24 protein-coding genes are annotated in these 21,088 nt (G+C 73.6%); 10 read left to right on the top strand and 14 right to left on the bottom strand.

What is annotated here, in order from left to right:
- Positions 1-43: 43 nt before the first annotated feature.
- The 3 genes from ACIP4Y_RS19225 to ACIP4Y_RS19215 all read right to left on the bottom strand — a co-directional run bounded on the left by ACIP4Y_RS19225 (position 44) and on the right by ACIP4Y_RS19215 (position 4,341).
- The gene (locus ACIP4Y_RS19225) at positions 44-832 is read right to left on the bottom strand and encodes an enoyl-CoA hydratase/isomerase family protein (protein WP_401394654.1); all 789 of its coding nucleotides are present in this window, start codon (positions 830-832) and stop codon (positions 44-46) included.
- The gene (locus ACIP4Y_RS19220; RefSeq protein ID WP_401394651.1) at positions 829-3,048 is read right to left on the bottom strand and encodes an acetate--CoA ligase family protein; all 2,220 of its coding nucleotides are present in this window, start codon (positions 3,046-3,048) and stop codon (positions 829-831) included. The genes ACIP4Y_RS19225 and ACIP4Y_RS19220 overlap by 4 nt, the downstream gene beginning before the upstream one ends.
- Before the next feature lie 105 nt (positions 3,049-3,153).
- Complete coding sequence (locus ACIP4Y_RS19215; RefSeq protein ID WP_401394648.1) at positions 3,154-4,341, bottom strand: flavin-containing monooxygenase; 1,188 nt, start codon at positions 4,339-4,341, stop codon at positions 3,154-3,156.
- A gap of 154 nt (positions 4,342-4,495) precedes the next feature.
- Here ACIP4Y_RS19215 and ACIP4Y_RS19210 point away from each other — a divergent pair, with 154 nt between their 5' ends.
- Together ACIP4Y_RS19210 and ACIP4Y_RS19205 are read left to right on the top strand one after the other, a co-directional pair.
- Positions 4,496-4,945 (top strand): DoxX family protein, encoded by a 450-nt coding sequence (locus ACIP4Y_RS19210; protein ID WP_401394645.1) that lies wholly within the window; start codon positions 4,496-4,498, stop codon positions 4,943-4,945.
- Complete coding sequence (locus ACIP4Y_RS19205) at positions 4,945-5,364, top strand: Zn-ribbon domain-containing OB-fold protein (protein ID WP_358639468.1); 420 nt, start codon at positions 4,945-4,947, stop codon at positions 5,362-5,364. Before ACIP4Y_RS19210 ends, ACIP4Y_RS19205 begins: the two co-directional genes overlap by 1 nt.
- On the opposite strand, the gene ACIP4Y_RS19200 is transcribed toward ACIP4Y_RS19205, so the two are convergent.
- The 3 genes from ACIP4Y_RS19200 to ACIP4Y_RS19190 all read right to left on the bottom strand — a co-directional run bounded on the left by ACIP4Y_RS19200 (position 5,345) and on the right by ACIP4Y_RS19190 (position 7,821).
- On the bottom strand, positions 5,345-5,851 hold the full coding sequence (locus ACIP4Y_RS19200; protein WP_401394642.1) for a carboxymuconolactone decarboxylase family protein: 507 nt from the start codon (positions 5,849-5,851) through the stop codon (positions 5,345-5,347). The genes ACIP4Y_RS19205 and ACIP4Y_RS19200 overlap by 20 nt on opposite strands.
- 100 nt (positions 5,852-5,951) lie before the next feature.
- Positions 5,952-6,620, bottom strand: coding sequence for a pyridoxal 5'-phosphate synthase (locus tag ACIP4Y_RS19195; protein WP_401394639.1), 669 nt, complete (start codon positions 6,618-6,620; stop codon positions 5,952-5,954).
- Between the two features lie 28 nt (positions 6,621-6,648).
- Positions 6,649-7,821, bottom strand: a complete 1,173-nt coding sequence (locus ACIP4Y_RS19190) for a thiolase C-terminal domain-containing protein (protein ID WP_401394636.1) — start codon at positions 7,819-7,821, stop codon at positions 6,649-6,651.
- A gap of 74 nt (positions 7,822-7,895) precedes the next feature.
- Here ACIP4Y_RS19190 and ACIP4Y_RS19185 point away from each other — a divergent pair, with 74 nt between their 5' ends.
- A complete protein-coding gene (locus tag ACIP4Y_RS19185) occupies positions 7,896-9,080 on the top strand; it encodes an acyl-CoA dehydrogenase family protein (RefSeq protein ID WP_401394633.1) in 1,185 nt (394 codons plus the stop codon).
- Positions 9,080-9,589 (top strand): nitroreductase/quinone reductase family protein, encoded by a 510-nt coding sequence (locus tag ACIP4Y_RS19180; protein ID WP_401394631.1) that lies wholly within the window; start codon positions 9,080-9,082, stop codon positions 9,587-9,589. The genes ACIP4Y_RS19185 and ACIP4Y_RS19180 overlap by 1 nt, the downstream gene beginning before the upstream one ends.
- A gap of 9 nt (positions 9,590-9,598) precedes the next feature.
- Here the strand turns inward: ACIP4Y_RS19180 and ACIP4Y_RS19175 are convergent, their stop codons facing one another.
- Together ACIP4Y_RS19175 and ACIP4Y_RS19170 are read right to left on the bottom strand one after the other, a co-directional pair.
- A complete protein-coding gene (locus ACIP4Y_RS19175; RefSeq protein ID WP_358639479.1) occupies positions 9,599-9,982 on the bottom strand; it encodes a VOC family protein in 384 nt (127 codons plus the stop codon).
- An 86-nt stretch (positions 9,983-10,068) separates the two neighbouring features.
- Positions 10,069-10,686 carry a LysE family translocator gene (locus ACIP4Y_RS19170; protein WP_401394626.1) on the bottom strand — a complete coding sequence of 206 codons (618 nt, stop codon included), beginning with the start codon at positions 10,684-10,686 and terminating at the stop codon, positions 10,069-10,071.
- Positions 10,687-10,768: 82 nt separating this feature from the next.
- On the opposite strand from ACIP4Y_RS19170, the gene ACIP4Y_RS19165 reads away from it, so the two are divergent.
- Positions 10,769-11,221, top strand: a complete 453-nt coding sequence (locus tag ACIP4Y_RS19165; protein WP_401394623.1) for an Lrp/AsnC family transcriptional regulator — start codon at positions 10,769-10,771, stop codon at positions 11,219-11,221.
- A gap of 76 nt (positions 11,222-11,297) precedes the next feature.
- Here the strand turns inward: ACIP4Y_RS19165 and ACIP4Y_RS19160 are convergent, their stop codons facing one another.
- Complete coding sequence (locus ACIP4Y_RS19160; RefSeq protein ID WP_358639567.1) at positions 11,298-11,933, bottom strand: TetR family transcriptional regulator; 636 nt, start codon at positions 11,931-11,933, stop codon at positions 11,298-11,300.
- A gap of 134 nt (positions 11,934-12,067) precedes the next feature.
- Here ACIP4Y_RS19160 and ACIP4Y_RS19155 point away from each other — a divergent pair, with 134 nt between their 5' ends.
- The 3 genes from ACIP4Y_RS19155 (at position 12,068) to ACIP4Y_RS19145 (ending at position 16,054) form a co-directional block, all read left to right on the top strand.
- A complete protein-coding gene (locus ACIP4Y_RS19155; RefSeq protein ID WP_401394620.1) occupies positions 12,068-12,802 on the top strand; it encodes a VOC family protein in 735 nt (244 codons plus the stop codon).
- Between the two features lie 179 nt (positions 12,803-12,981).
- Positions 12,982-15,342: a PQQ-binding-like beta-propeller repeat protein gene (locus tag ACIP4Y_RS19150; RefSeq protein ID WP_401394617.1), complete on the top strand. Its 2,361-nt coding sequence runs from the start codon at positions 12,982-12,984 to the stop codon at positions 15,340-15,342.
- A 124-nt stretch (positions 15,343-15,466) separates the two neighbouring features.
- Positions 15,467-16,054: a hypothetical protein gene (locus ACIP4Y_RS19145; protein WP_401394614.1), complete on the top strand. Its 588-nt coding sequence runs from the start codon at positions 15,467-15,469 to the stop codon at positions 16,052-16,054.
- A 3-nt stretch (positions 16,055-16,057) separates the two neighbouring features.
- Here the strand turns inward: ACIP4Y_RS19145 and ACIP4Y_RS19140 are convergent, their stop codons facing one another.
- Genes ACIP4Y_RS19140 through ACIP4Y_RS19130 form a run of 3 tightly spaced genes read right to left on the bottom strand, consistent with a single transcriptional unit; the run spans position 16,058 to position 18,392 of the window.
- Positions 16,058-16,831 carry an enoyl-CoA hydratase/isomerase family protein gene (locus tag ACIP4Y_RS19140; RefSeq protein ID WP_401394611.1) on the bottom strand — a complete coding sequence of 258 codons (774 nt, stop codon included), beginning with the start codon at positions 16,829-16,831 and terminating at the stop codon, positions 16,058-16,060.
- Entirely contained in the window at positions 16,828-17,235 is a 408-nt protein-coding gene (locus tag ACIP4Y_RS19135) for a Zn-ribbon domain-containing OB-fold protein (protein WP_401394608.1), read from the bottom strand. The genes ACIP4Y_RS19140 and ACIP4Y_RS19135 overlap by 4 nt, the downstream gene beginning before the upstream one ends.
- A gap of 2 nt (positions 17,236-17,237) precedes the next feature.
- Positions 17,238-18,392, bottom strand: coding sequence for a lipid-transfer protein (locus ACIP4Y_RS19130; RefSeq protein ID WP_358639494.1), 1,155 nt, complete (start codon positions 18,390-18,392; stop codon positions 17,238-17,240).
- Between the two features lie 83 nt (positions 18,393-18,475).
- Between ACIP4Y_RS19130 and ACIP4Y_RS19125 the strand changes: the two genes are divergently transcribed.
- Entirely contained in the window at positions 18,476-20,059 is a 1,584-nt protein-coding gene (locus ACIP4Y_RS19125) for a FadD3 family acyl-CoA ligase (protein WP_401394605.1), read from the top strand.
- Between the two features lie 17 nt (positions 20,060-20,076).
- Here ACIP4Y_RS19125 and ACIP4Y_RS19120 read toward each other — a convergent pair whose 3' ends face one another.
- Positions 20,077-20,316, bottom strand: a complete 240-nt coding sequence (locus ACIP4Y_RS19120; RefSeq protein ID WP_401394602.1) for a hypothetical protein — start codon at positions 20,314-20,316, stop codon at positions 20,077-20,079.
- A 129-nt stretch (positions 20,317-20,445) separates the two neighbouring features.
- Here ACIP4Y_RS19120 and ACIP4Y_RS19115 point away from each other — a divergent pair, with 129 nt between their 5' ends.
- Positions 20,446-20,571, top strand: a complete 126-nt coding sequence (locus tag ACIP4Y_RS19115) for a hypothetical protein (protein WP_401394599.1) — start codon at positions 20,446-20,448, stop codon at positions 20,569-20,571.
- 124 nt (positions 20,572-20,695) lie between these two features.
- On the opposite strand, the gene ACIP4Y_RS19110 is transcribed toward ACIP4Y_RS19115, so the two are convergent.
- The gene (locus ACIP4Y_RS19110) at positions 20,696-20,884 is read right to left on the bottom strand and encodes a sigma-like protein (RefSeq protein ID WP_401394596.1); all 189 of its coding nucleotides are present in this window, start codon (positions 20,882-20,884) and stop codon (positions 20,696-20,698) included.
- Positions 20,885-21,088 lie beyond the last annotated feature (204 nt).

Below are 21,088 nucleotides of genomic sequence, written 5' to 3'. Positions count from 1 at the left end.
CCATTGAAACTGACGCCATGTCAGATAGGAAGCCCTGCGGGTGTCACCGCCCCCGGAACTCCGCGTCCCGGCGCTCCGTGAAGGCCCGCAGGCCCTCCCCGGCGTCCGCCGTCGTCATGTTGATCTCCTGGGCCCAGGACTCCGCCGCGAGGGCGGAGGCGCGGTCGGTGTCCAGGGAGGTGTTCACGAGGTGTTTGGCCAGGGCCAGGGCCCGCGTCGGGCCGGCCGACAGACGGGTCGCCCACTCATGGGCCGCTTTCGGCAGGTCGGCGTCCGGCACGACCCGGTTGACCAGGCCCAGGCGGTGCGCCTCCGGTGCCGGGACCGCGTCGCCGAAGAACATCAGCTCCTTCGTCCGCTGCGGGCCGATCAGCCGGGGCAGGAGGTAGGCGCCGGCCGCGTCGGGGACCAGGCCGCGGCGGACGAACACCTCGATGAAGCGCGCCGACTCGGCGGCCAGCACCAGGTCGCAGGCGAAGGCCAGATGCGCGCCGAGGCCGGCCGCCGTGCCGTTCACCGCGGCCAGGACCGGCTTCTCGCAGTCCAGCACGGCGCAGATCAGCCGCTGCGCGCCCAGCCGCAGCACCCGCGCCACATCGCCCGGGACCCGGTCGCCGGAGCCGGCCCCGCCCCGCAGGTCCGCTCCCGCGCAGAAGCCCCGGCCGGTGCCCGTGAGGACCACCGCCCGGACGTCCGGGGCCGCGGAGGCCTCCGCCAGCAGGTCGACGAGGCGGTCGCGCAGGGCCGGGGTGAGGGCGTTCAGGGCCTCCGGCCGGTTCAGGGTGAGGTACGAGACGTGGTCGCGGATCTCGTGGCGTACGGCCTCGCTCATCGGCACACCACCAGTGCGTCCAGCGCCACCGCGCCCTGCCCCCGGGGCAGCACCATCAGCGGGTTGACGTCCAGCTCCGCGATCGAGTCACCGAGTTCCAGCGCCATGCGCTGGACCCGGAGAATCACCTCCACCAGCGCCTCCGCGTCGGCCGGCGGCCGGCCGCGGACGCCGGACAGCAGGGCCCGGCCGCGGAGTTCGCCGAGCATGGCGCGGGCCTGGTCCTCGCCGAAGGGCGGCACGCGGACCACCGCGTCGCGCAGCACCTCCACCAGGATCCCGCCGAGCCCGACCGTCACCGTCGGCCCGAAGAGGTCGTCGTGGGTGACGCCGACCATCATCTCGACACCCTGCTCGACCATCTGGCACACCAGGACCCCGTCCAGCCCGACACCCTCGTAGCGGGCGATGTCGGTCAGTTCGCGGTACGCGTCGCGGACCTGGCTCGCCGAGGTCAGGCCGATCTTCACCAGGCCCAGTTCGGTCTTGTGGGCGATCTGCGCGCCGGACGCCTTCATCACCACCGGGTAGCCCACCTGCCCGGCCGCCCGTACGGCCGCCGCCGCGCTGGTCACCAGCTGCTCGCGCGGCACCCGGATGCCGTACGCCCGCAGCAGCTGCTTGGCCGCGTGCTCGCTCAGCTGCCGGCCGGGCTGCATCAGCGCCTCGGCCTTGCGGGAGGAGGGGGACGGGGTGCGCGGGGCCTCGTCGAAGGGGGAGCGGTAGCCGCTCACGAAGCGGTGGTGGTCCAGCCAGGCGCGGACCGCGGTGAGGCAGTTGCCCACCGTGCGGAAGGTGGCCACGCGCGACGAGCCGAGCAGCACCTCCCGGTACGCCGCCTCCGTGCCCACCGGCGAGCCCCACACCACGCACACCAGCTTGTCCGTCTCCTCGGCGGCGTCCACCAGGTCGCGTACGAGCTTGTCGCTCAGCGGCGGGAAGGGGCCGGTCACCGGGCAGATCAGGACGCCGACCGCGGGATCGGCGAGGAGCGCGTCGATGATCTTCCGGCCGCGCCGGTCGCCGACCGGATGGCCGCCGTTGTCCACCGGGTTGGCCACGTGCAGATACTCCGGTATCCACTGGTGCAGTTCGGCCTGCTTCTCCGGGGACAGCCGCGGCAGCCGCAGCCCCGCCCCGGCGGCCAGGTCGGCGACGTGCGCGCCGGTGCCGCCCGAGATGGAGTAGACGACCACGCCGTCGGCCAGGGGCGCCCTCGCCCGCGCCAGCAGGGCCGCGGTGTCCTGGAGTTCGTCCAGGGTGTCGACGCGGATCACGCCGTACTGCCGCATGGCCGCGTCCACCACGTCGTCCGCGCCGGTGAGCTTGCCGGTGTGGGAGGCGGCCGTCCGGGCACCGGTCTCGGTGCGGCCCACCTTCACGGCGACCACCGGAACCCTGCGGCGGGCGGCCCGGTCGGCGGCCAGCAGGAAGGCGCGCCCGTCCTTGAGCCCCTCCACGTAGCAGGCGATCGCGCCGACCTCGGGCTGCTCGGCGAACCAGGAGAGGAAGTCGGCGGTCTCCAGGTCGGCCTCGTTGCCGGTGGGCGCCCAGTGCGAGAGCCGGACGCCGAGTTCCTGCAGGGCGAAGACGGGTCGGCCCTGGTGCCCGGACTGGGTGATCAGCGCGATGGCCGGCCCGGACAGGTCCTCCCGGAACCGTTCGAAGGCGTTGAGGTTGGTGTTCGGGCCGAGCAGCCGCAGCCCCGAGCGCCCTGCGGCCTCGGCCAGCCGCTCCTGTGCCTCGGCGCCCGCCTCCCCGGTCTCCGCGAACCCCGAGGCGAAGGCGACCGCGAACTTCACCTTCGCCTCGGCGAGTTCCTCGATCAGCGGGAGCGGGTCGGCCACCAGCAGGACGGCCAGGTCGACCTCTTCGGGCAGCTCGGCGACCGAGGACGCGCAGGGCAGCCCGAAGACCGACGGCCGGGTCGGGTGCACCGGATGCACCCGCGCCCCGACTCGCCCGGCCCAGTCCAGCAGCTGCCGGGTGATCCCGGTGTTCGGCCGGCCCTCGGCGTCCGACGCGCCGATCACGGCGACCGACTCCGGCCGGAAGAAGCGGGTCAGGTCCGGTACGTCCGCGTGGAGCGGGCGCCCGCTGACATCGAGGTCCGCCACCCGGTCGTGGACGGCGGGGCCGGGCCGCTGCTCGCCGCAGGCGATGGCCCGGGCCCGGCGGGAGTCGGTGGTGAGGGTGCCGTGGGTCGATCCAAGCATCGTTCCGCCCGCCTCCTGTGAGACAGCCATGACGGCCAGTTGTAACTGACGCTCTGTCAGGTTACTGAACTGACTGACCGTCAGGAACAAGTCGGAACGGCAAAGTTACCGATGGGTGGGAAATCCCTTGGCGACGGCCCGCGCGATCTTCCGCGCGTCGATCGCCAGCTCCCGCAGCATCCCGCTGATGGGATTCGTGAACCCGGTGAAGTACAGGCCGGGCGCCTGCGCGGGCGCCCGGCCGCCGTGCACCACCGGCCGGCCGCGCCCGTCCAGCACCCCGAGGTGCCCCACGAGCCCCTCCAGCGCCCGTACGTACCCGGTTGCCGCGATCACCGCGTCGGGCGCGATCCGGCTGCCGTCGGCGAGGACCACCTTGCCGTCCTCGAACGCCTCCACGGCGGCCACGATCTCCACCTTCCCCTTGCGCACGGCGTCGATCAGGCCGACGTCCTGGACCGGGATCGCGCCCTGCCGCACCCTGCTGTACAGGCCGGTGTCCGGGCGCGGCAGCCCGTGCGCGGACAGGTCCGGGGTGCTGAGCCGCCCCACCGGCCCGGCGAGCCGGTCCACGAGCCGCACCGGCAGCCGCCGGACCAGCACACCGGTGTACTGGGCGGCCCAGCCGAGGGTCGACCGGCGCAGGATGTGCGGCGGGGTGCGCACCGCCAGCCGTACCCGCGCGGCCCCGCCCTCCACCAGGTCCACGGCGATCTCCGCGCCCGTGTTGCCGATCCCGACGACGAGCACGTCACGGCCCCGGTACGGCTCGGCGTCGCGGTAGCCGCCGGCGTGCAGCAGCTCGCCGTCGTACTCCTCCCGGCCCGGCCAGTCGGGCAGCCGGGGGGTGTGGTTGAAGCCGGTGGCGACGACCACCGCGCTGCCGGTCAGCTCCCGGCCGCCGGAGGCGTGCAGCAGCCAGCCGGTGCCGTCCCCGGTCCGCTCGACGCGGTGGACCTCCACGCCGGTGACGATCTCCAGCGCGTGGTGCTCGGCGTACTTCTCCAGGTAGCGCACCACGTTGTCCCGGGACACCCAGCGGCCGAACGTCCGGGGCATGCCGAGGCCGGGCAGCGCGGACAGCCGCCGGGTGGTGTGCAGGTGCAGCCGGTCGTAGTGCCGCCGCCAGGAGGCGCCGACCCGGTCGGACTTCTCCAGGACCACGGCCCGTACGCCCCGCGCCCGCAGCGCGTACGCGGCGGCGAGACCGCCCGGGCCGGCGCCGATGACGTAGACCGGGCGGTCGGCGGGGGTCGGCGACAGGTGGACGGGCGAGGGACGGGAGACGGCCATGAGCGGGAGCGTAATCACACACCCGGTTGATGGGTCTCGGTCAAGACCGGAATTGGTTGCGGATTGATCACGTCCTGCGGGTCGAACGCCGGCGAGGCGCCGCTCGCCGTCTGCGCGGTGGGCATCCGCTGCTATCTGACGTACCGTCAGATCCATGGATTCGATATGGCTCGACGGCGCGCAATGGCTGGCGGTGCTGCGGATCGGCCTGGGCCTGTGGTGGCTGGAGAGCTGGCGGCACAAGGACAAGAAGGCCTGGTTCGAGCAGGGCAGCGGCATCGCCTGGGCGGCGGACGTGGCGGCGAAACACCGGTGGACCCCGGTCCGGGCGGGCTTCGACACGGTGGTCGCACCCCGCCCGAGGCTGATGGCGTACGTGGTCGCCTATGCCGAACTGTCCCTGGGCCTCGGCCTGGTCGCCGGCTTCCTGACGCCGGCCGCGCTGATCGGCGGCCTGCTCCTCAACGCGGTCTACTTCGTCCTCATGATCCACGACTGGGCGGAGCAGGGCCAGAACTCGATGATGGCCCTGATCTCCCTGACCGGCCTCTTCGGCATGTCCTGGCAGACGTGGTCGCTGGACGCGGCGCTGGGGTGGTTCTGATGGACGGCCCGCGCCACGACGTCCCCGAGACCGACGCCCTCACCCGTCCCTACTGGGAGGCGGCCGCCCGGGGCCGGCTGCTGATCCGCCGCTGCACGGCCTGCGGCCGGGCCCACCACTACCCCCGGGAGTTCTGCCCGCACTGCTGGAGCGAGGAGGTGGCCTGGGAGGAGGCGAGCGGCCGGGCCGTGCTCTACACGTGGTCCGCGGTCCACCACAACGACCTCCCCCCGTTCGCCGGCCGCGTCCCCTACCTGGCCGCGGTGGTCGACCTTGCCGAGGGCCCCCGGATGATGACGGAACTGGTGGACTGCCCGGCGGACACCGTGCGCGCCGGGATGCCGCTGGAGGTGGCGTTCCGGGACGGGATCCCGGTGTTCCGGGCGGGCCCGGGCGCCCTCAGCTCCACGGCTCGGTGAACGAGCGGCCCGGCACCGGCTTGGCGATGAGCGCGACCGGGACGAAGAAGTTGACCTGGCCGATCGCGAACATCAGCGTGGCCAGCGCCTTGCCCTCGTAGTGCTCGGCCGCCTGCGCGTACAGCTCGTCGGAGACCCGCTCGCCGCCCGCGGACGGCTGGAGCACGGCCTCCGCCAGGGCCAGCGCGGCCCGCTCGGCGGCCGTGAAGTACGGCGAGTCCCACCAGGACGCCACCGAGGTGATCCGCTCCTCCGACTCCCCGGCCTTGCGCAGGAAGCCCGTGTGCAGGACGGTCAGGTAGGTGCTGCCGACGATCTGCCCGGCCCGCAGCTGGACCAGGCTGATCGTGGAGCGCGGCACCGAACCGTTGCCGGTGAGCCGGAAAAGGGCCGCCGACACCTCGGCCAGCTCGGGCACGAGCTGTGCGGGGTCCTCGGGCATCCGGGGTGCCATCGGGACCTCGGCTGTGATCGAACGCTTCTCCATCGCCGTCTCCTCGGGGCTCGTGATGCGCTGTCACTGCCCCTGACGGACGGCGCGGGAGAAGTGTGACCGGCGAAGAAGATTCATGCGGGGAGAAATGCTTCTACGGCCACAGCAGCGTCCTGCTCCAGCCGAACCCGGTGCTGCGGTACTCCAGGCGTACGTGCCGCCGCTGCGGGTCCCCCTGGAAGAACTCCACGGTATCCGGGCGCAGCCGGTACAGCGTCCAGGTCGGCGACGGCTCCTCGGGATGGGCCCGGGCCCGCTCCCAGGCCGCCTCCGAGGCCCGCCGCAGCTCCGCCACCGAGGACAGCTCATCGCTCTGCCGGCCGGTCAGCGCGGCGGCCAGAGCGCCCGTGGACCGTGCGTGCAGGTCGGCCTGGCTCTCCTCGGCCGGCGCCGAGGTGACCGGCCCCCGGACCCGCACCTGGCGGCCCAGCACCGGCCAGTAGAAGGCGAGGGCCGCGTACGGCCGGGCGTTCAGCGCGCGGCCCTTGCGGCTCGTGGCGTGCGTGGCGAAGGACCAGCCGTCCGGGTCGGCGCCGTGCAGCATCACGATCCGGACGTCCGGCCTGCCCTCCTCGTCCGCGGTCGCCAGCGACATGGTGTGCGGCTCCGGCTGCCCCGCGGCCACCGCCTCCGCGAACCAGCTCGTGAACAGGGCCAGCGGGGTGGGAGGAGCCGTATCGGGGTCGAAGGGCGGCAGCCGGGTCACCTCGGGGTCCCAGACCCGCTGCGAGCGAAGCAGTTCGTGCAGATCGTGCTGTTCCATGGGGCGAGTATCACCGCTGGCCCCCGGCTCAGTCCTTCCCCAGCACCACCGTCCCCGAGGAGCAGAACCACCCCCCGGTACCGGACGCCACCCCCAGCCGGGGCAGTCCGCCGTCCCGGCGCCGGACTTGGCGCTCCCCGGCCTCCCCGCGCAGCTGCCGGACCGCCTCCACCAGCAGGAACAGCCCCCGCATCCCCGGGTGCTGCGCCGACAGCCCGCCCCCGTCCGTGTTCACCGGCAGCTCCCCGCCCCGCACCAGCAGCCGGCCCTTCTCCACGAAGGCCCCGCCCTCGCCCTTGGCGCAGAAGCCCAGGTCCTCCAGGGTCACCAGGGTCATGTAGGTGAAGGCGTCGTAGATCTCCGCGAAGTCGACGTCCGCCGGGCCCACCCCCGCCCGGGCGAAGGCCAGCCGCCCGCTCACCGCCGCAGGGGAGACCGTAAAGTCCGGCCACTCGGACATCGCGGCGTGGGAGACGTGCTCGCCGGTGCCGAGGATCCAGACGGGGGCCGTACGGCAGTCCCGTACGTACTCCTCGGCCGCCAGCAGGACCGCGGCGCCGCCGTCCGAGCGCAGACAGCAGTGCAGCCTGGTGAAGGGGTCCGCGATCACCGGTCCGGACAGCACGTCGTCGACGGTGAGCGGGTCGCGGAACATCGCCTCCGGGTTCAGGGCCGCGTTCGCCCGCGCCTGGACCGCCACCTGCGCCAGCTGCTCGATCGTCGTGCCGTACTCGATCATGTGCCGGCGGGCCGCCATCGCGTACTTGGCGATCAGCGTGTGGCCGTACGGCACCTCGAACTGGAGGGGGCCGCGGGCGCCGAAGGACAGGGTGCCCGTGCGGCGGCCCGCCCTGATGTCCGCCCGGGCCGTGGAGCCGTACACCAGCAGCACCGCGTTCGCGTGGCCCGCCGCGATCGCGTCCGCCGCGTGCGCCGCCATGACCTCCCAGGTCGAGCCGCCGACCGAGGTGGAGTCCACCCAGGTGGGGCGCAGGCCCAGGTACTCGGCGACCTCCGCCGGTGCCAGCGTGCCGAGGCCCGCCGAGGCGAAGCCGTCGACCACGGTACGGTCCAGACCCGCGTCGGCGAGCGCCCTGCGGGCGGCCTGGGCGTGCAGGGCGTACGCCGTCGCGTCGGCCACCCGCCCGCAGTCGGACAGCGCCACGCCGACCACGGCGGCCTTCCTGGTCCCGCGCTTCATGAGAGGGCTCCTCCCTCTGGGCATCTGCTTCCGGCCTCCCTAATATGACGCTCCGTCAGATATGGAGGAAGGCCATGGACACGCACCTCACCGCCGAGCAGGACGAGATCCGCCGGACCCTGCGCGAGGTGCTGCACAAACGCTGCGGCCCGGCGGAGCTGCGGGCCGCCGTCGACACCCCCGCCGGGTACGACCCCCTGCTGTGGACGGCCCTCGCCGGCCGGCTCGGCCTGCCCGGCCTCGCCCTGCCCGAGCGGTACGGCGGTGTCGGCTGCTCGGCCACCGAGCTGGCCCTCGCCTGCGAGGAGACCGGACGCGCCCTGGCCCCGTCCCCGCTGCTCGCCACCTCCGTGCTCACCGCCCCGCTGGTCCTCGCCCTCGGCACCGAGGCCCAGCGCGCCGAGCTGCTGCCGCGCATCGCCGCCGGGTCGCTCACCGCCGCCCTCGCCGTCTGCGGGCCCGCGCTCACCACCGCCCTCGCCCTGACCGGCGCGAACGCCGGATACCGCGCCGGCGGCGGGCGGGCCGGCGGGGTGCAGGCCCGGCACGCGGAGGGCGGCTGGCGGCTGTACGGCGAGGTCGCGCAGGTGCTGGACGGGCACAGCGCGGGGCTGCTGCTCGTCGCCGCGCACACCGGGGGGTTCGCCCGGTCGCGGACCCTGCTGTTCCTCGTGGCGGGGGACGCGCCGGGGCTGGTACGGGCCCGGCAGTCCCCGCTGGACGCCACCCGGCCCCAGGGACGCGTGCAACTGCGGGACGTGCGCGCCGAGGTGCTCGGGTGGCCGGACACGGACGTGCTGCCCGCCCTCGCCGGGGCCGGGGACGCCGTCGCCGCCGTGCTCGCCGCCGAGGCCGTCGGAGCGGCCGACCGGGTGCTGGAGCGGACCGTGGAGTACGCCGGGCAGCGCAGGCAGTTCGGCCGGCCCATCGGCTCCTTCCAGGCCGTGAAGCACCGGCTGGCGGACGTGTACGTGGCGGTGCAGGCGGCGCGGTCGGCCGCGTACTACGCCGCCTGGGCGGCCGGACGCGGGGAAGGGGCCGGCACCCTGGCGCTCGCCCAGGCGCTGGAGGCGCTGCGGCGCGCCGCCGCCGAGGGCATCCAGCTGCACGGCGGGATCGGCTTCACCTGGGAGCACGACGCCCACCTGTACTTCAAGCGGGCGGCCGGCGACGAGCTGCTGTTCGGCCCGGTGCACCGGCTGCGCGACCGGGCCGCCGGGGCGGCGGGGCTGTTCACGGGCGGGGAGGTGGCCGTCTGATGGGCGGTGCCGGAGCGGCGCGCGGCGCCGGGCTGCTGCGTCTCGTGCAGAAGGTCTCCTCGACCCGGGCGTTCGCCAAGGCCGCCCCGCACGTCATCCCGGCCCTCGACCGGGCCGTGCACCGGCTCACCCGGGGCAGGGTGCTGCCGAGCGCCCGGCTGCTGCCCGGCGTGATCCTCACCTCCACCGGCGCCCGCAGCGGCCGGCCCCGCCGGACCCCGCTGGCCTGCATGCCGGAGCAGGACGGCAGCGGCTGGATCCTGGTCGGCTCCAACTTCGGGCGCCCGGGCCATCCCGCCTGGACCCACAACCTCCTCGCCCACCCGCACGCCTCCATCAGCCGGCAAGGAGAGGACATCCCCGTCACCGCCCGCCTCCTCACCGGCGAGGAACGGGCCGCCGTCTGGCGGGCACTGCTGGCGTTCTGGCCGCCGTACGCCGTGTACCAGGGGCGGGTGGAGCGGGAGATCAGGGTCTTCCGGCTGACCCGCGCGCCCGAGGGCTCCTAGGGCCCGGGCTCAGAGGGGCTTCAGCCGGCTGCGCAGGAGGCAGAACTCGTTGCCCTCCGGGTCGGCCAGGACGTGCCAGCTCTCGGTGCCGGTCTGGCCGACGTCGGCGGGCCGGGCGCCGAGGGCGAGCAGCCGCTCCAGCTCGGCGTCCTGGTCGCGGTCGGTGGCGTTGACGTCGATGTGCAGGGGGAGCTTCCCGGCCCGCGGGGCGCTGCCGGGGCTGAGGACGAGGATGGGCTGCGGGCCGCCGAAGCCGGCGTCGGGCGGCCCGATCGCGATGCTTCCGTCAGCTTCCCGCTCGAGTTCGACGTAGCCGAGGACCTCGCTCCAGAACGCGGCGAGCCGTTCGGGGTCGGCGCAGTCGAGGACCAGCTCACTGATGCGGCATGCCATGCCCGCCAGTCTACGGAGCCGGCCGGGGCGCCGCCCCGGACCAACCCGCGCCCGACGAGGCGCTGTTGGCGTCCTCGCCAGCCGCCTCAGAGCGTCGCCAGCCGTTCCGCCAGCAGCAGCGCGCCGATCCCGAGCATCGCCGCGCCCGAGGTGCGGGTCACCGCGCGGGCCGCTGCCGGGCGGGCGGTGAGGAGGACGCGGGCGAGGGCGCCGACGGTGAGGTAGACGGCCGCGCAGCACGCCATGTGGAGCAGGCCGAGGGCCGCGGTCTGGGCGGGGACGGGGAGGTGGGCGCCGGTGAGGGTGAGGAACTGGGGGAGCACCGAGAGGTAGAGCAGCAGGCCCTTGGGGTTCAGGCCGCTGATCGTGGCGCCGCGCAGGAAGAGCCGGCCGTCGGGCGTCGCCGCGCTGTCCGCGTCCGGGACGGCCGGGCGGCGCAGCACGCCCCAGCCCAGCCACAGCAGGTAGCCCGCGCCCGCCACCGTCAGGGCCGTCAGCAGCCGGGGCGAGCCCGCCACCAGCACGGCCAGGCCCGCCGTCGCCAGGGCCGTGTGCAGGGCGTAGCCGCAGACCAGGCCCGCCACCGCGCGCGCCGCCGAGCCGCCGCGCAGGGCGGTCGCGATGACGTACGCCCAGTCGGCGCCCGGTACGCACACCAGCAGCAGGTCGACGACGAGGAAGGAGAAGAGCAGTCCCGAGTCCATACCGGGGACATTAGGCGCGAATGGCCCGAAAGTGTTCCCGAAGTTTGCCCATGATCGCGTAGTCTGGGCAAATATCTTCTTCATGGACGACGTGGACCGGAAAATCCTTGCCGAGCTCCAGCAGGACGGGCGGCTGACCGTGACCGAGCTGGCCGCCCGGGTGCGGCTGAGCGTCTCGCCCTGCCACCGGCGGCTGCGCGAGCTGGAGCGCTCCGGCGCCATCCAGGGCTACCGCGCGGTGGTGGACCCGGCCGCGCTCGGCCTGAACTTCGAGGCACTGGTCTTCGTGTCCATGCGCCAGGAGGACCGGGACACGGTCGCGGAGTTCGAGCGGGCGGTCGGCGAGCTGGAGCATGTGCTGGACGCCCAGCGGCTGTTCGGCGAGCCGGACTACCTGCTCCGGGTGGCCACCGCCGACCTGGTCGCCTTCCAGCGGCTCTACGACGAGCGGCTGGCGACCCTGCCGGGGGTGCAGCGACTGACGTCGACCCTGGTGATGAAGCACGTGGTGCGGGACCGCCCGCTGCCCGCGTAGCACGGCAGGCGGCAGCTCACCTCGGTGAACTGCCGCCTGCCAGACAGGACTCGGGTGCAGGAGGAAAAGGCGGGGCCTACTTGCTCGGCTTCTTTCCGGTCACGCCCAGGTGCACCAACAGCGCGAGGTTCGGCTTGAGTTCGGCCTGCTTCACACCCCAGGAGGTGAAGCCCTTCTGGTGGGCCGCCACCGCCGCGAGCATCGCGACCAGCGAACCGGCCACCGCGGCCGGGTTCACGTCCTTGTCGACCCGGCCCTTGGACTGGAGTTCCGTGATGGAGTCCGCGAGGGAGTTGTTGACCGAGTTCAGGATCTTCATGCGGATCTTGTAGAACCGTTTGTCCCCCTCGGCCGCGCCGAGGTCCACCACGCGCAGGATCGCATCGTTCTTGCGCCAGAACTCCAGGAACCCGTCCACGAGTTCCTGCGCGGTGGCCCAGCCGGACTTGCCGGCCCAACTGCGCCCCTGGAGCAGTTCGGTCAACCCGGCACCCTCGGCCGCCATCTGCTCCGCGATCTCCAGGACGGCGCCCTCGACGTCGGGGAAGTACTGGTAGAAGGTCGCGGGTGAAGTGCCCGCCTTCCGGGCGACATCGATGACCTTGACGTCCCGGTAGGGGGAGGAGCTGAGCATCTCGCTGAGGCAGTCGAGCAGCTTCTGCCGGGTCGCCTGCCCACGCCGGCCGGCCACGCGGCCGTCGACGGTACGCACTTGTCCTGTCATGTCGTCAGCTTACCGAGGGGTGATCGGAGCGCGATTCGGCCGACTGCAAATGGGGTGCACGGGGCTTTCGGGGATGGTGTGCCTGGTCTGCGGGGTGCGCGCGGCCCGGTTACTTTGACGGCATGGCCGAAAACAGGGCATCCGCGAACGAAGAGACATACGGGGAGGGCGTCCCCTGCTGGGTGGACGCCCAGCTGCCCGACGTCGAGGCGGGCAAGCGGTTCTACGGTGAGCTTTTCGGGTGGACCTTCGAGGCGGCGTACGGCTCCTCGGTGTGGGCCCGGCTGGACGGCGACCTCGTCGCCTCGCTGGCGCCCAAGACGGACGGCCGTATGCCCACCGTCTGGACGGTGTCCTTCGCGACCTCCGACGCCGCCGCCCTCGGCCGGCGGATCACGGCGGCCGGCGGGCAGGTGGTCATGGCCCCGTTCCCGGTCGGCGACCTCGGCACCGCGGCCCTGGCCGCCGACCCCGAGGGCGCGGTTTTCGGCCTGTGGCAGCCCCGCACCCACACCGGCTTCGGGCGGCGGCGCGAGCCGGGCACCTTCGTCTGGGCCGAGCTGTACGCCCGGGACACCGCCGCCGCCAACGCCTTCTACGGCGGCCTCTTCCACGACGCCCTGTTCGGCGCCGACGCCGAGCCCGACTTCGGCCGCGCGGACGTCACCGACGTCTTCCCGGCCGAGATGCCCCCGCACTTCCTCGTCCACTTCCGGGTCACGGACCTGACGGACGCGCTGGAGGCCGTACAGCGGCTCGGCGGGCGCGTCCAGGCGCCACCCTTCGAGACGTCGTACGGACGAGTGGCCGTCGTCACCGACAATCAGGGGGCATCGTTCGCACTGCTGCAGCGCTGACGGGTCCGCTTTGGGTCAATACAGCATGAGACACCCCGATTGTCACCGGGTTCGCAACCAGCCGCCCGGCCAGGAAGAATCGGGGTGCGTGCCGCCATGGCGGTGCGGTGGTGAGACGCTGCACTTCGGTCGCGTACCTATGGAGAGTGGCGCGGCTCGTACGGGGAGGTGGCAGGCAAGTGGTGGATCAGCTGACGCAGCACGATCCGCGGCGGATCGGGCCGTTCGAGGTGCTGGGCCGGCTGGGGGCCGGCGGCATGGGGCTGGTCTATCTCGCGCGCTCGGCGTCCGGCCGGCGCGTGGCGATCAAGACGGTGCGCACCGAGCTGGCCGAGGACCAGCTCTTCCGCGTCCGCTTCACCCGCGAGGTGGAGGCGGCCCGCGCGGTCTCCGGCTTCTACACCGCGGCCGTGGTCGACGCCGACCCGCGCGCCGCCGTGCCCTGGCTGGCCACCGCCTACGTCCCCGCGCCCTCGCTGGAAGAGATAGTGAACGAGTGCGGGCCGCTCCCGGCCCAGGCCGTGCGCTGGCTCGCGGCGGGTGTCGCGGAGGCCCTCCAGTCCATCCACGGCGCCGGGCTGGTCCACCGCGACCTCAAGCCCTCCAACGTGCTCGTGGTCGAGGACGGCCCGCGGGTGATCGACTTCGGCATCGCCTCCGGTGTCTCGAACACCCGCCTGACGATGACGAACGTCGCCGTCGGCACCCCCGCCTACATGTCCCCCGAGCAGGCCAAGGACTCCCGCAGCGTCACCGGCGCCAGCGACGTCTTCTCCCTCGGCTCCACCCTCGTCTTCGCGGCCACCGGCCACCCGCCCTTCCACGGCGCCAACCCGGTCGAGACCGTCTTCATGCTGCTGCGCGAGGGCCCGGACCTCACCGGCCTGCCCGACGAGCTGCGCCCGCTGATCGAGGCGTGCATGCAGATGGAGGCGACCGGCCGCCCCACCCCGGCCGACCTCCAGGCCCAGCTCGCCCCGCACCTGTTCGGCTCCGGCTCCGACGACAGCGGCACCGCCTCCGCCTGGCTGCCCGAGAAGGCGGTCGCCCTCATCGAGGCCCGCCGCGGCGGACGCCCCCCAGCCAAGCCCGCCCCGGCGCCGACCGGCGGCCCGCGCAGCGGCGACCGGCAGGCCGCCGTCCCCCCGCCGCCGCCGTACGACCCCCCGGTCCCGGCCCCCGCGCCCGTGCCCGTCCCGGTCGGCGCCCCCGACACCGGCCCGGTGCGGCTGGCCGGCGCCAAGGTGCCCATCGGCCCGGGCCCCCGGGTCGCCGACGCCCGCGCCGCCGCCGTCAAGGCGCCCCCGCCCGAGGCCGGCCTGGTGGCCGGCTGGTCGCGGCCCCGCCCCGGCGTGGCCGGCGCCGACCCCGCCGTACCGCCCGTACCGCCGGCGCCCCCGGAGGCGGCGAGCGGCTGGCGCCCCTGGCGGTTCCGCATGTCCAACGACGTGTGGGGCACCCCGTCCGTCGACGGGGACCTGGTCTACGTCACCTCCTTCGAGGTGCACGCCCTGGACGTGGGTACCGGCCGCCGCCGCTTCAAGACCCGGGACGTCGCCTGGTCCATGGCGGTGGCGGACGGCCGTATCCACGCCTCCGACGGCCCCACCCTGTTCGCCCTGGACGCCCGCGAGGGAACCGATCTGTGGCGGCTGTCCACGGACGCCTGGGTGTACTCCCTCAAAGCCGACCGCGGCACGGTCGTCACCGGCACCCGCGGCGGCGGCGTGCAGGCCTGGGAGGCCACGGGCGGGCAGAAGCTGTGGGAGATCACCGGCTGCCAGACCGACTTCGAGTCCCCGGAGGCCGGCCCGGTCGTGCACGACGGCACGGTGTACGTCTGGCAGGACGCCCGGCTGCGCGCCCTGGAGGCCCGCACCGGCGAGGAGCGCTGGTCGTACCCCATCGGTGACGCGGCCTCCTGCGGCGGTGTCCCGGTGCGGCTCGCCCCGGCGCCCGACGGGCACGTCTACGTCTCCGCCGGCACCCGCGTGCTCGCCGTCGAGGCGGCCAGCGGCAGGGTCCGCTGGCACTTCGAGGCCCCGGCGGTCTTCCTGAGCCCGCCCGCCTTCGCCCCGGGCCCGGCCGTCACCGGCGGCGGTGTCTACCTCGCCGACTACCTCGGCACGGTCTACGCCCTCGACGCCGCCGACGGCCGCGACCGCTGGCGCATCGCCACCGAGGCCCGCGCCTCCATCGAGCCGGTCCTGGTGGCCGCCGGGCACGTGCACGTCGGCAGCGGCAAGGGCCTGTACACCCTGGACGCGGTCACCGGCACCCCCAAGTGGCGCTTCCAGGCGGGCGGTGACGTCGTGGGCGCGCCCGCGGTGGCGGAGGGCCGCATCCACTTCGGCTCCACCGACCATCTCCTCTACACCCTGAAGGCCGACGACGGCCGGCTGCGCTGGAAGCTCGCCACCGGCGGCGAGATCACCGGCTCCCCGGTGGTCAAGGACGGCGTGGTGTACGCGTGCAGCAAGGACCGGTGCGTGTACGCGCTGGACGCGGAGAAGGGCACCGGGACCGCGCGGACCGCGTGAGCCGCGCGACGGCCGTCGTACCGGGTCTGCACGGAAGGGCTCCAGACGGCGGCCGTCCACGGCTGACGCTACCCCCGGCGCCCGGCGGCCGCCAGGCGATGCGCCCGGCGGCTAGGGTGCTGCCATGCACATGCCTGCACGGACGCGCGCGCTCAGGTTCACGGCCGTACTGACCCTGGTGGTGCTCAGCCTGACCGGCTTCTCGTCCGGGCGGCACCACGGCAGCCGGGGGAGCGGCGGCGGGGGCGGGTGCAGCAGCTCGCACCAGGACCACGACAGTTCGTCGTCCACCTCGGGCGGCGGGTCGTACGGCTCCTCGGGCGGCTCCTCGTACGGCTCGGACGACGACTACGGCAGCACCGGCGGCACGGGCGGCGGCTCCTACCGGCGCTCCCACCGGTCCACCTCCACACCCTCCGGCAGCGGCAGCAGCGCCCCGCTGAAGGACGGGACGGCCCGGCTGGTCGGCTGCGCGACCGCCAAGAAGCCGTACGCCACGGTCGAGGTCACCAACCCCAACGGCCGCAAGGCCGCCTTCACCGTCGAGGTGCTCTTCCTGCCGGAGAGCCCGCCCGCCATCGACTCGGGCCGCACGGAGGTCTCCGTACCCGCCCGCGGCACGAAGACGGTCCGGGTCCCCTTCACGCAGAAGGCCCACCTCGACCTGCTCGACCACTGCGAGGTGGACGAGACGGCGCCGCTCGCGCACTGACCGCTAGCGCACCCGGAACTCCCGGCGGCGGGCGGCGAACAGCTCCGCCTGCCGCCCGGCCGGCAGACTGCCCAGCGTGATCAGGTGCGGCGCCTGCGCGAACGCCTGCGCCCGCGCCGCCTCCTTCGCCGCCCACAGCGCCCGCACCGTCCCCTGCACCGCCTCCGGCGGGTACCCGGCGACGACCCCGGCGCAGCGCACGGCGGCCTCCACCGCCCGCCCCTCCTCGGCGATCTCGGACACGAGTCCCACCTCGTACGCCCGCCGCGCCGACATCCGCTCGGCCGTGCCCATGAGCATCATCCGCGCGGCCTCCCCGAACGGCATCCGCTGGGCCATCAGCACGGACTCGTAGGCGCTGACCATGCCGTACGTCGTGTGCGGGTCGAAGAACACGGCCGTGGGATCCGCGACGACGAACTCGGCCTCGCCCAGCAGATAGAAGGCCCCGCCGCACGCCATCCCGCGCACCGCGGCGATCACCGGCTTCCACAGGCCGTTCGCCTTCGGCCCGATGCCCAGCAGCGGATCGTCCTGCATGTACGGCGACGAGGGCTGCGGAACGACGGCGTCCCGGTCGATGCCCGTACAGAACGCCCGCTCCCCGCTCCCGGTGAGCACGACGGCTCGTACGGCGTCATCGAACCGCAACTCCCGCCAGACCTCCGACAGTTCCCGGACCATGGTGAGGTCGACGGCGTTGAGCCGCCCGGGCCGGTCCAGGGTGACGACGGCGACGCCGGTGTCCTCGCCGACGTCGAGGCGGACGGTGTTCACGCCGGCACCCACTGCGGCAGCCCGCCGGAGAAGACCGCGCGCACCCGGGCGCCGATCCTCAGCCGCGCCGGGTCGAGGGAGTTCAGCGGCGCCCCGGCGTGCGTGACCACGTTCCCCACGAGCCGTATCCGCGGGGCCTCCTCCAGCTCCACGACGACCACGTTGTACGGTGCCTGCTCCGCGTAGCCGGGCAGCAGCGGCGGATGCGGCACGACGTACGACCACACCCGCCCGCGCCCCGACACCGGCCGCCACTCGCTCGCGAACGACTGGCAGTGCGGGCAGCAGGGCCGGGGCGGGAAGCGGAGTTCACCGCAGTCGCCGCACGCCTGGACGCGCAGCTCGCCGCGGGCCGCGTACTCCCAGAAGGGCGCGCCGTCGGTGTCGGTGACGGGAGTCAGCATGATCAGCTCCTGAGGAGAAGGGCGGAGGTGGGCACACCCTCGCCGGCCGTGACGAGACAGGCGGCGGCGCCGGGCACCTGGGCGGTACTGGTGCCGCGCAGCTGCTTCACCCCTTCGTTGATCAGGTTGAAGCCGTGCACGTAGGCCTCGCTCAGCCCGCCCCCGCCGGTGTTGACCGGCAGCCGCCCGCCCGTCTCCAGGGCACCCTGTTCGGTGAAGGCACCGCCCTCGCCGCGCGCGCAGAAGCCGTAGCCCTCCAGGGACAGCGGGATCAGCGCGGTGAACGCGTCGTAGATCTGCGCGACGTCGATGTCCTCCGGCGTGAGGTCGGCGTGCTTCCACAGGTGCCGGGCGGCGGTCCAGGCGGGGCCGGTGAGCGGGTCGTCGTTCCAGTAGTTGACCATGCCGTGGTGCTGGGCGGGCAGCCCCTGCGCGGCGGCGTGGACGTACACGGGCCGCTGCCGGCAGTCCCGGGCGCGCTCCTTGCCCACCACCACACAGGCGAGGGCGCCGTCCGTCTCCAGGCAGTTGTCGTACAGGCACAGCGGCTCGCTGATCCAGCGGGAGGTCATGTACATCTCGCGGGTCAGCGGCCGTTCGTACATCACGGCGGCCGGGTTCTGGTTGGCCCGGTTGCGGCAGGCCAGCGCGACGTTGAACAGGTGGTCCCGGGTGACGCCGTACTCGTGCATGTACCGCCGGGCCAGCATGGCGATCTCGTCGGCGGGCCGGAGCAGCCCGAAGGGCCGGGTCCACTGCCCCGGAGTCGGCAGCTGCACGGCCGTACTGGTCCACGGCCGGGGCCCGCTCCCTCTCTTCCTCGACCGCCACGCCACCCCCACCGTGGCCTGCCCGGAGGCGATGGCGGCGGCGAGGTGCGCGACGGTCGCACAGGAACCGCCGCCCCCGTACCCCACCTTGCTGAAGAAGGTCAGGTCCCCGAACCCGACGGCCTTCGCCAGCTCCACCTCGTCGGTCTCCTCCATGGTGTAGGAGGCGAGCGCGTCCACCTCGCCGGGCGCGATACCCGCGTCGTCGAGCGCGGCGAGCACGGCCCGGCAGGCGAGCGTCCTCTCGTCCTCGGCCAAGTGCCGGGCGAACGCGGTCTGCCCGATCCCGACGATGGCGGTGGCGTCCTTGAGTCCTGCTCCTGCCATGTGCGGCCCCCTCTCCTGACAGCCCGTCAGATTACCGCTAATCTGACGGACAGTCAGCTACCTGTGTGGGGGGAGGCCGGTCCGTGACGGCGTCGTGGGAGACCATCCCGGAACTGGTGCGGTGGGCGGCCGGGCGGTACGCGGACACCGAGGCCGTGGCCGACGGCCGTACGCGGATCAGCTACGCCGAACTGGGCGCCCGGATCGAGCGGGCGGCCGCGGCCTGCCTGGCCTGCGGGGTGGAGGTGGGCGACCGGGTGGCCGTCTGGGCCCCCAACACCCTGGAGTGGATCGTCGCGTCCCTCGGCGCGGTCTCGGCGGGCGCGGTCCTGGTACCGCTGAACACCCGCTTCAAGGGCGCGGAGGCGGCGGACGTCCTGCGCCGCAGCGGCGCCAGGCTGCTGTTCGTGACGGGGACGTTCCTGGGCACGTCGTACGTGGCGTCACTGAGACGGGCGGCAGGCGCCGGGGCACCGGCCGAGGGGTGCCCGCTCCCCGCCCTGCCGGCCCTGAACCGGGTGGTGGTCCTCTCGGACGACGCACCGCCCGACTTCGAGACGTGGAAGAACTTCCTGGCGGCGGGCGAGGGGGTGCCGGGGCCGGACGTGCGGGCCCGCGGACGCGAGCTCACCGGCTCCGCCCTCTCGGACATCGTCTTCACGTCCGGCACTACGGGCCGCCCCAAGGGCGCGGTGATCACGCACGGCCAGACCCTGCGCGCCTACGAGACCTGGGCGGACCTGGCCGGCCTGCGCCGCTCCGACCGCTACCTGATCGTCAACCCCTTCTTCCACACCTTCGGTTACAAGGCCGGGGTGCTCGCCTGCCTGATGCGCGGGGCGACGATGATCCCGCAGCCGGTGTTCAACGTGGACACCGCCCTGGCCAACATCGCGGCGGAACGGATCTCGGTCCTCCCGGGCCCGCCGACCCTGCACCAGCAACTCCTGGACCACCCCGCCCGGCACGCCCACGACCTGTCGACCCTCCGCCTGGTGGTGACGGGCGCGGCGGTGGTCCCCCTCCGCCTGGTGGAACGCCTGCGCGAGGAACTCGGCGTCGGCACGGTCCTGACGGCCTACGGCCTCTCGGAGGCGACCGGCATCGTCACCATGTGCCGCCGCGGCGACGACCCGACGCTGATCGCCTCCACGTCCGGCCGCGCGATCCCCGGCACGGAGGTGAGAGTGGCCGGGCCTTCCGGCACCCCCGGGGAGGTACTGGTCCGGGGCTTCAACGTCATGCGGGGCTACTACGAGGACCCCGAGGCCACCGCCGAGGCGATCACCGCGGACGGCTGGCTGCGCACGGGTGACGTGGGCGTCCTGGACGAGGCGGGCAACCTGCGCATCACGGACCGCCTGAAGGACATGTTCATCGTCGGCGGCTTCAACGCGTACCCGGCGGAGATAGAGCAACTGCTCGCCCTCCACCCCGATGTGACCGACGCCGCGGTGATCGGCGTACCGGATGCCCGCCTGGGCGAGGTCGCCAGGGCATACGTCGTCCGCCGCCCCGGCTCCCACCTGACCTCGGACGACCTGATCGCCTGGTCCCGCCGCGAGATGGCGAACTACAAGGTGCCGCGGTCGGTGCAGTTCGTACGGTCACTTCCACGCAATGCGAGCGGGAAGGTGGTCAAAGGGGAGCTGAGGGGGCGGGGTTGATGCGACCGGCCCGACGGTCACCGGCAATCGCCGGTCAGGGAAACCAGCGTGGCCCTGATCTCCGCGACCGTGTACGCAGGCCGCCGGAAAACGTCCTCGGCGCTGAAGCGGAGGAGGCTGCGGATCTCGGGGCAGCGGAGGAGCTGGTCGAAACGGTAGACGTCCTGACGGCGGGCTTCACGGGTGCCGTGGTAGCCGTACCCCTCGCCGGTGGGCCTGGTCGCGCTCGGCAACTGCAACACGGCGACGGCGCGCAAACTGGCGAGGGTGCTGCGGGGTGAGGGACTCACACAAAGCCGGCCGCCGCTGTCCGCGTACGGGTGGCCCGGACGGGTGGTGGGCGCATTCGCGTCGAGGTCACCGACAAGGAGGCGAAAGCCCTCCCCGTGCTCGTGCCTGCCTCGGACGACGATGAGACGGGCCGGGGCCTCGCCCTGATCGACGCGGTGACCGTTGGGTGGGGCGTGGAGCAGGGGGTGGAGAAGACCGTGTGGTGCGAGTTGGAGGGGTGACACGACAAGGGGCCGAGCTTCCGCCCGGCCCCTCGTTGGTGCTGCCGCATTTCCCGGACACGCCTCGGCCGCGGCGGCTCCCCCTCCGCGCCGCCGCGGCCGATCCCCGTCGGGATGAAGGTCGTTACTTGCTGCCGAGATCCAAGGCCGGCGGGACGGGCGCGTGCTGGTCCAGCGTGGTGATCTCCTCGGCCGCGGTGGGCGGGGCAGGGGCGTGCTGGTCCAGCGTGGTGATCTCCTCGACCGCCTTGGGCGGGGCGGGAGCGTGCTGGTCCAGCGTGGTGATCTCCTCGGCCTTCTTGGCTTCGGTCATGGCGGGACTCCCCGGTAGATAAAAGACGCACTGCGGTGGAAGCACCCGTTCGGCAACTCCCCCGAGGGCTGCCGAACGGGCGTTCCAGAGGCCTCAGAGTAAGCCGTGAGGCCCTGGAGATCCGTCTGCCCCCCGACGGCGACGGATCGTGAGATCAGCGTCGCAGTGCCCCATAAACGTTCGATGAACGACAGGGTGACGGGC

The sequence above is a fragment of the Streptomyces sp. NPDC088810 genome (assembly GCF_044750305.1).
Classification (GTDB): domain Bacteria; phylum Actinomycetota; class Actinomycetes; order Streptomycetales; family Streptomycetaceae; genus Streptomyces.
The sequence above is the reverse complement of the archived record's forward strand: the minus strand, read 5'-3'. Positions and strand labels throughout refer to the sequence as shown.

Bases quoted from the DNA above. Each gene is read 5' to 3' on its own strand.
- ACIP4Y_RS19200 (WP_401394642.1), bottom strand. From the start codon at position 5,851: ATGGAGAAGCGTTCGATCACAGCCGAGGTCCCGATGGCACCCCGGATG.
- ACIP4Y_RS19165 (WP_401394623.1), top strand. From the start codon at position 10,769: ATGGACGACGTGGACCGGAAAATCCTTGCCGAGCTCCAGCAGGACGGG.
- ACIP4Y_RS19220 (WP_401394651.1), bottom strand. From the start codon at position 3,048: ATGCTTGGATCGACCCACGGCACCCTCACCACCGACTCCCGCCGGGCC.
- ACIP4Y_RS19180 (WP_401394631.1), top strand. From the start codon at position 9,080: ATGGGCGGTGCCGGAGCGGCGCGCGGCGCCGGGCTGCTGCGTCTCGTG.
- ACIP4Y_RS19215 (WP_401394648.1), bottom strand. From the start codon at position 4,341: ATGGCCGTCTCCCGTCCCTCGCCCGTCCACCTGTCGCCGACCCCCGCC.
- ACIP4Y_RS19135 (WP_401394608.1), bottom strand. From the start codon at position 17,235: ATGCTGACTCCCGTCACCGACACCGACGGCGCGCCCTTCTGGGAGTAC.
- ACIP4Y_RS19110 (WP_401394596.1), bottom strand. From the start codon at position 20,884: ATGACCGAAGCCAAGAAGGCCGAGGAGATCACCACGCTGGACCAGCAC.
- ACIP4Y_RS19205 (WP_358639468.1), top strand. From the start codon at position 4,945: ATGGACGGCCCGCGCCACGACGTCCCCGAGACCGACGCCCTCACCCGT.
- ACIP4Y_RS19190 (WP_401394636.1), bottom strand. From the start codon at position 7,821: ATGAAGCGCGGGACCAGGAAGGCCGCCGTGGTCGGCGTGGCGCTGTCC.
- ACIP4Y_RS19170 (WP_401394626.1), bottom strand. From the start codon at position 10,686: ATGGACTCGGGACTGCTCTTCTCCTTCCTCGTCGTCGACCTGCTGCTG.
- ACIP4Y_RS19195 (WP_401394639.1), bottom strand. From the start codon at position 6,620: ATGGAACAGCACGATCTGCACGAACTGCTTCGCTCGCAGCGGGTCTGG.
- ACIP4Y_RS19155 (WP_401394620.1), top strand. From the start codon at position 12,068: ATGGCCGAAAACAGGGCATCCGCGAACGAAGAGACATACGGGGAGGGC.
- ACIP4Y_RS19185 (WP_401394633.1), top strand. From the start codon at position 7,896: ATGGACACGCACCTCACCGCCGAGCAGGACGAGATCCGCCGGACCCTG.
- ACIP4Y_RS19210 (WP_401394645.1), top strand. From the start codon at position 4,496: ATGGATTCGATATGGCTCGACGGCGCGCAATGGCTGGCGGTGCTGCGG.
- ACIP4Y_RS19175 (WP_358639479.1), bottom strand. From the start codon at position 9,982: ATGGCATGCCGCATCAGTGAGCTGGTCCTCGACTGCGCCGACCCCGAA.
- ACIP4Y_RS19225 (WP_401394654.1), bottom strand. From the start codon at position 832: ATGAGCGAGGCCGTACGCCACGAGATCCGCGACCACGTCTCGTACCTC.
- ACIP4Y_RS19145 (WP_401394614.1), top strand. From the start codon at position 15,467: ATGCACATGCCTGCACGGACGCGCGCGCTCAGGTTCACGGCCGTACTG.
- ACIP4Y_RS19130 (WP_358639494.1), bottom strand. From the start codon at position 18,392: ATGGCAGGAGCAGGACTCAAGGACGCCACCGCCATCGTCGGGATCGGG.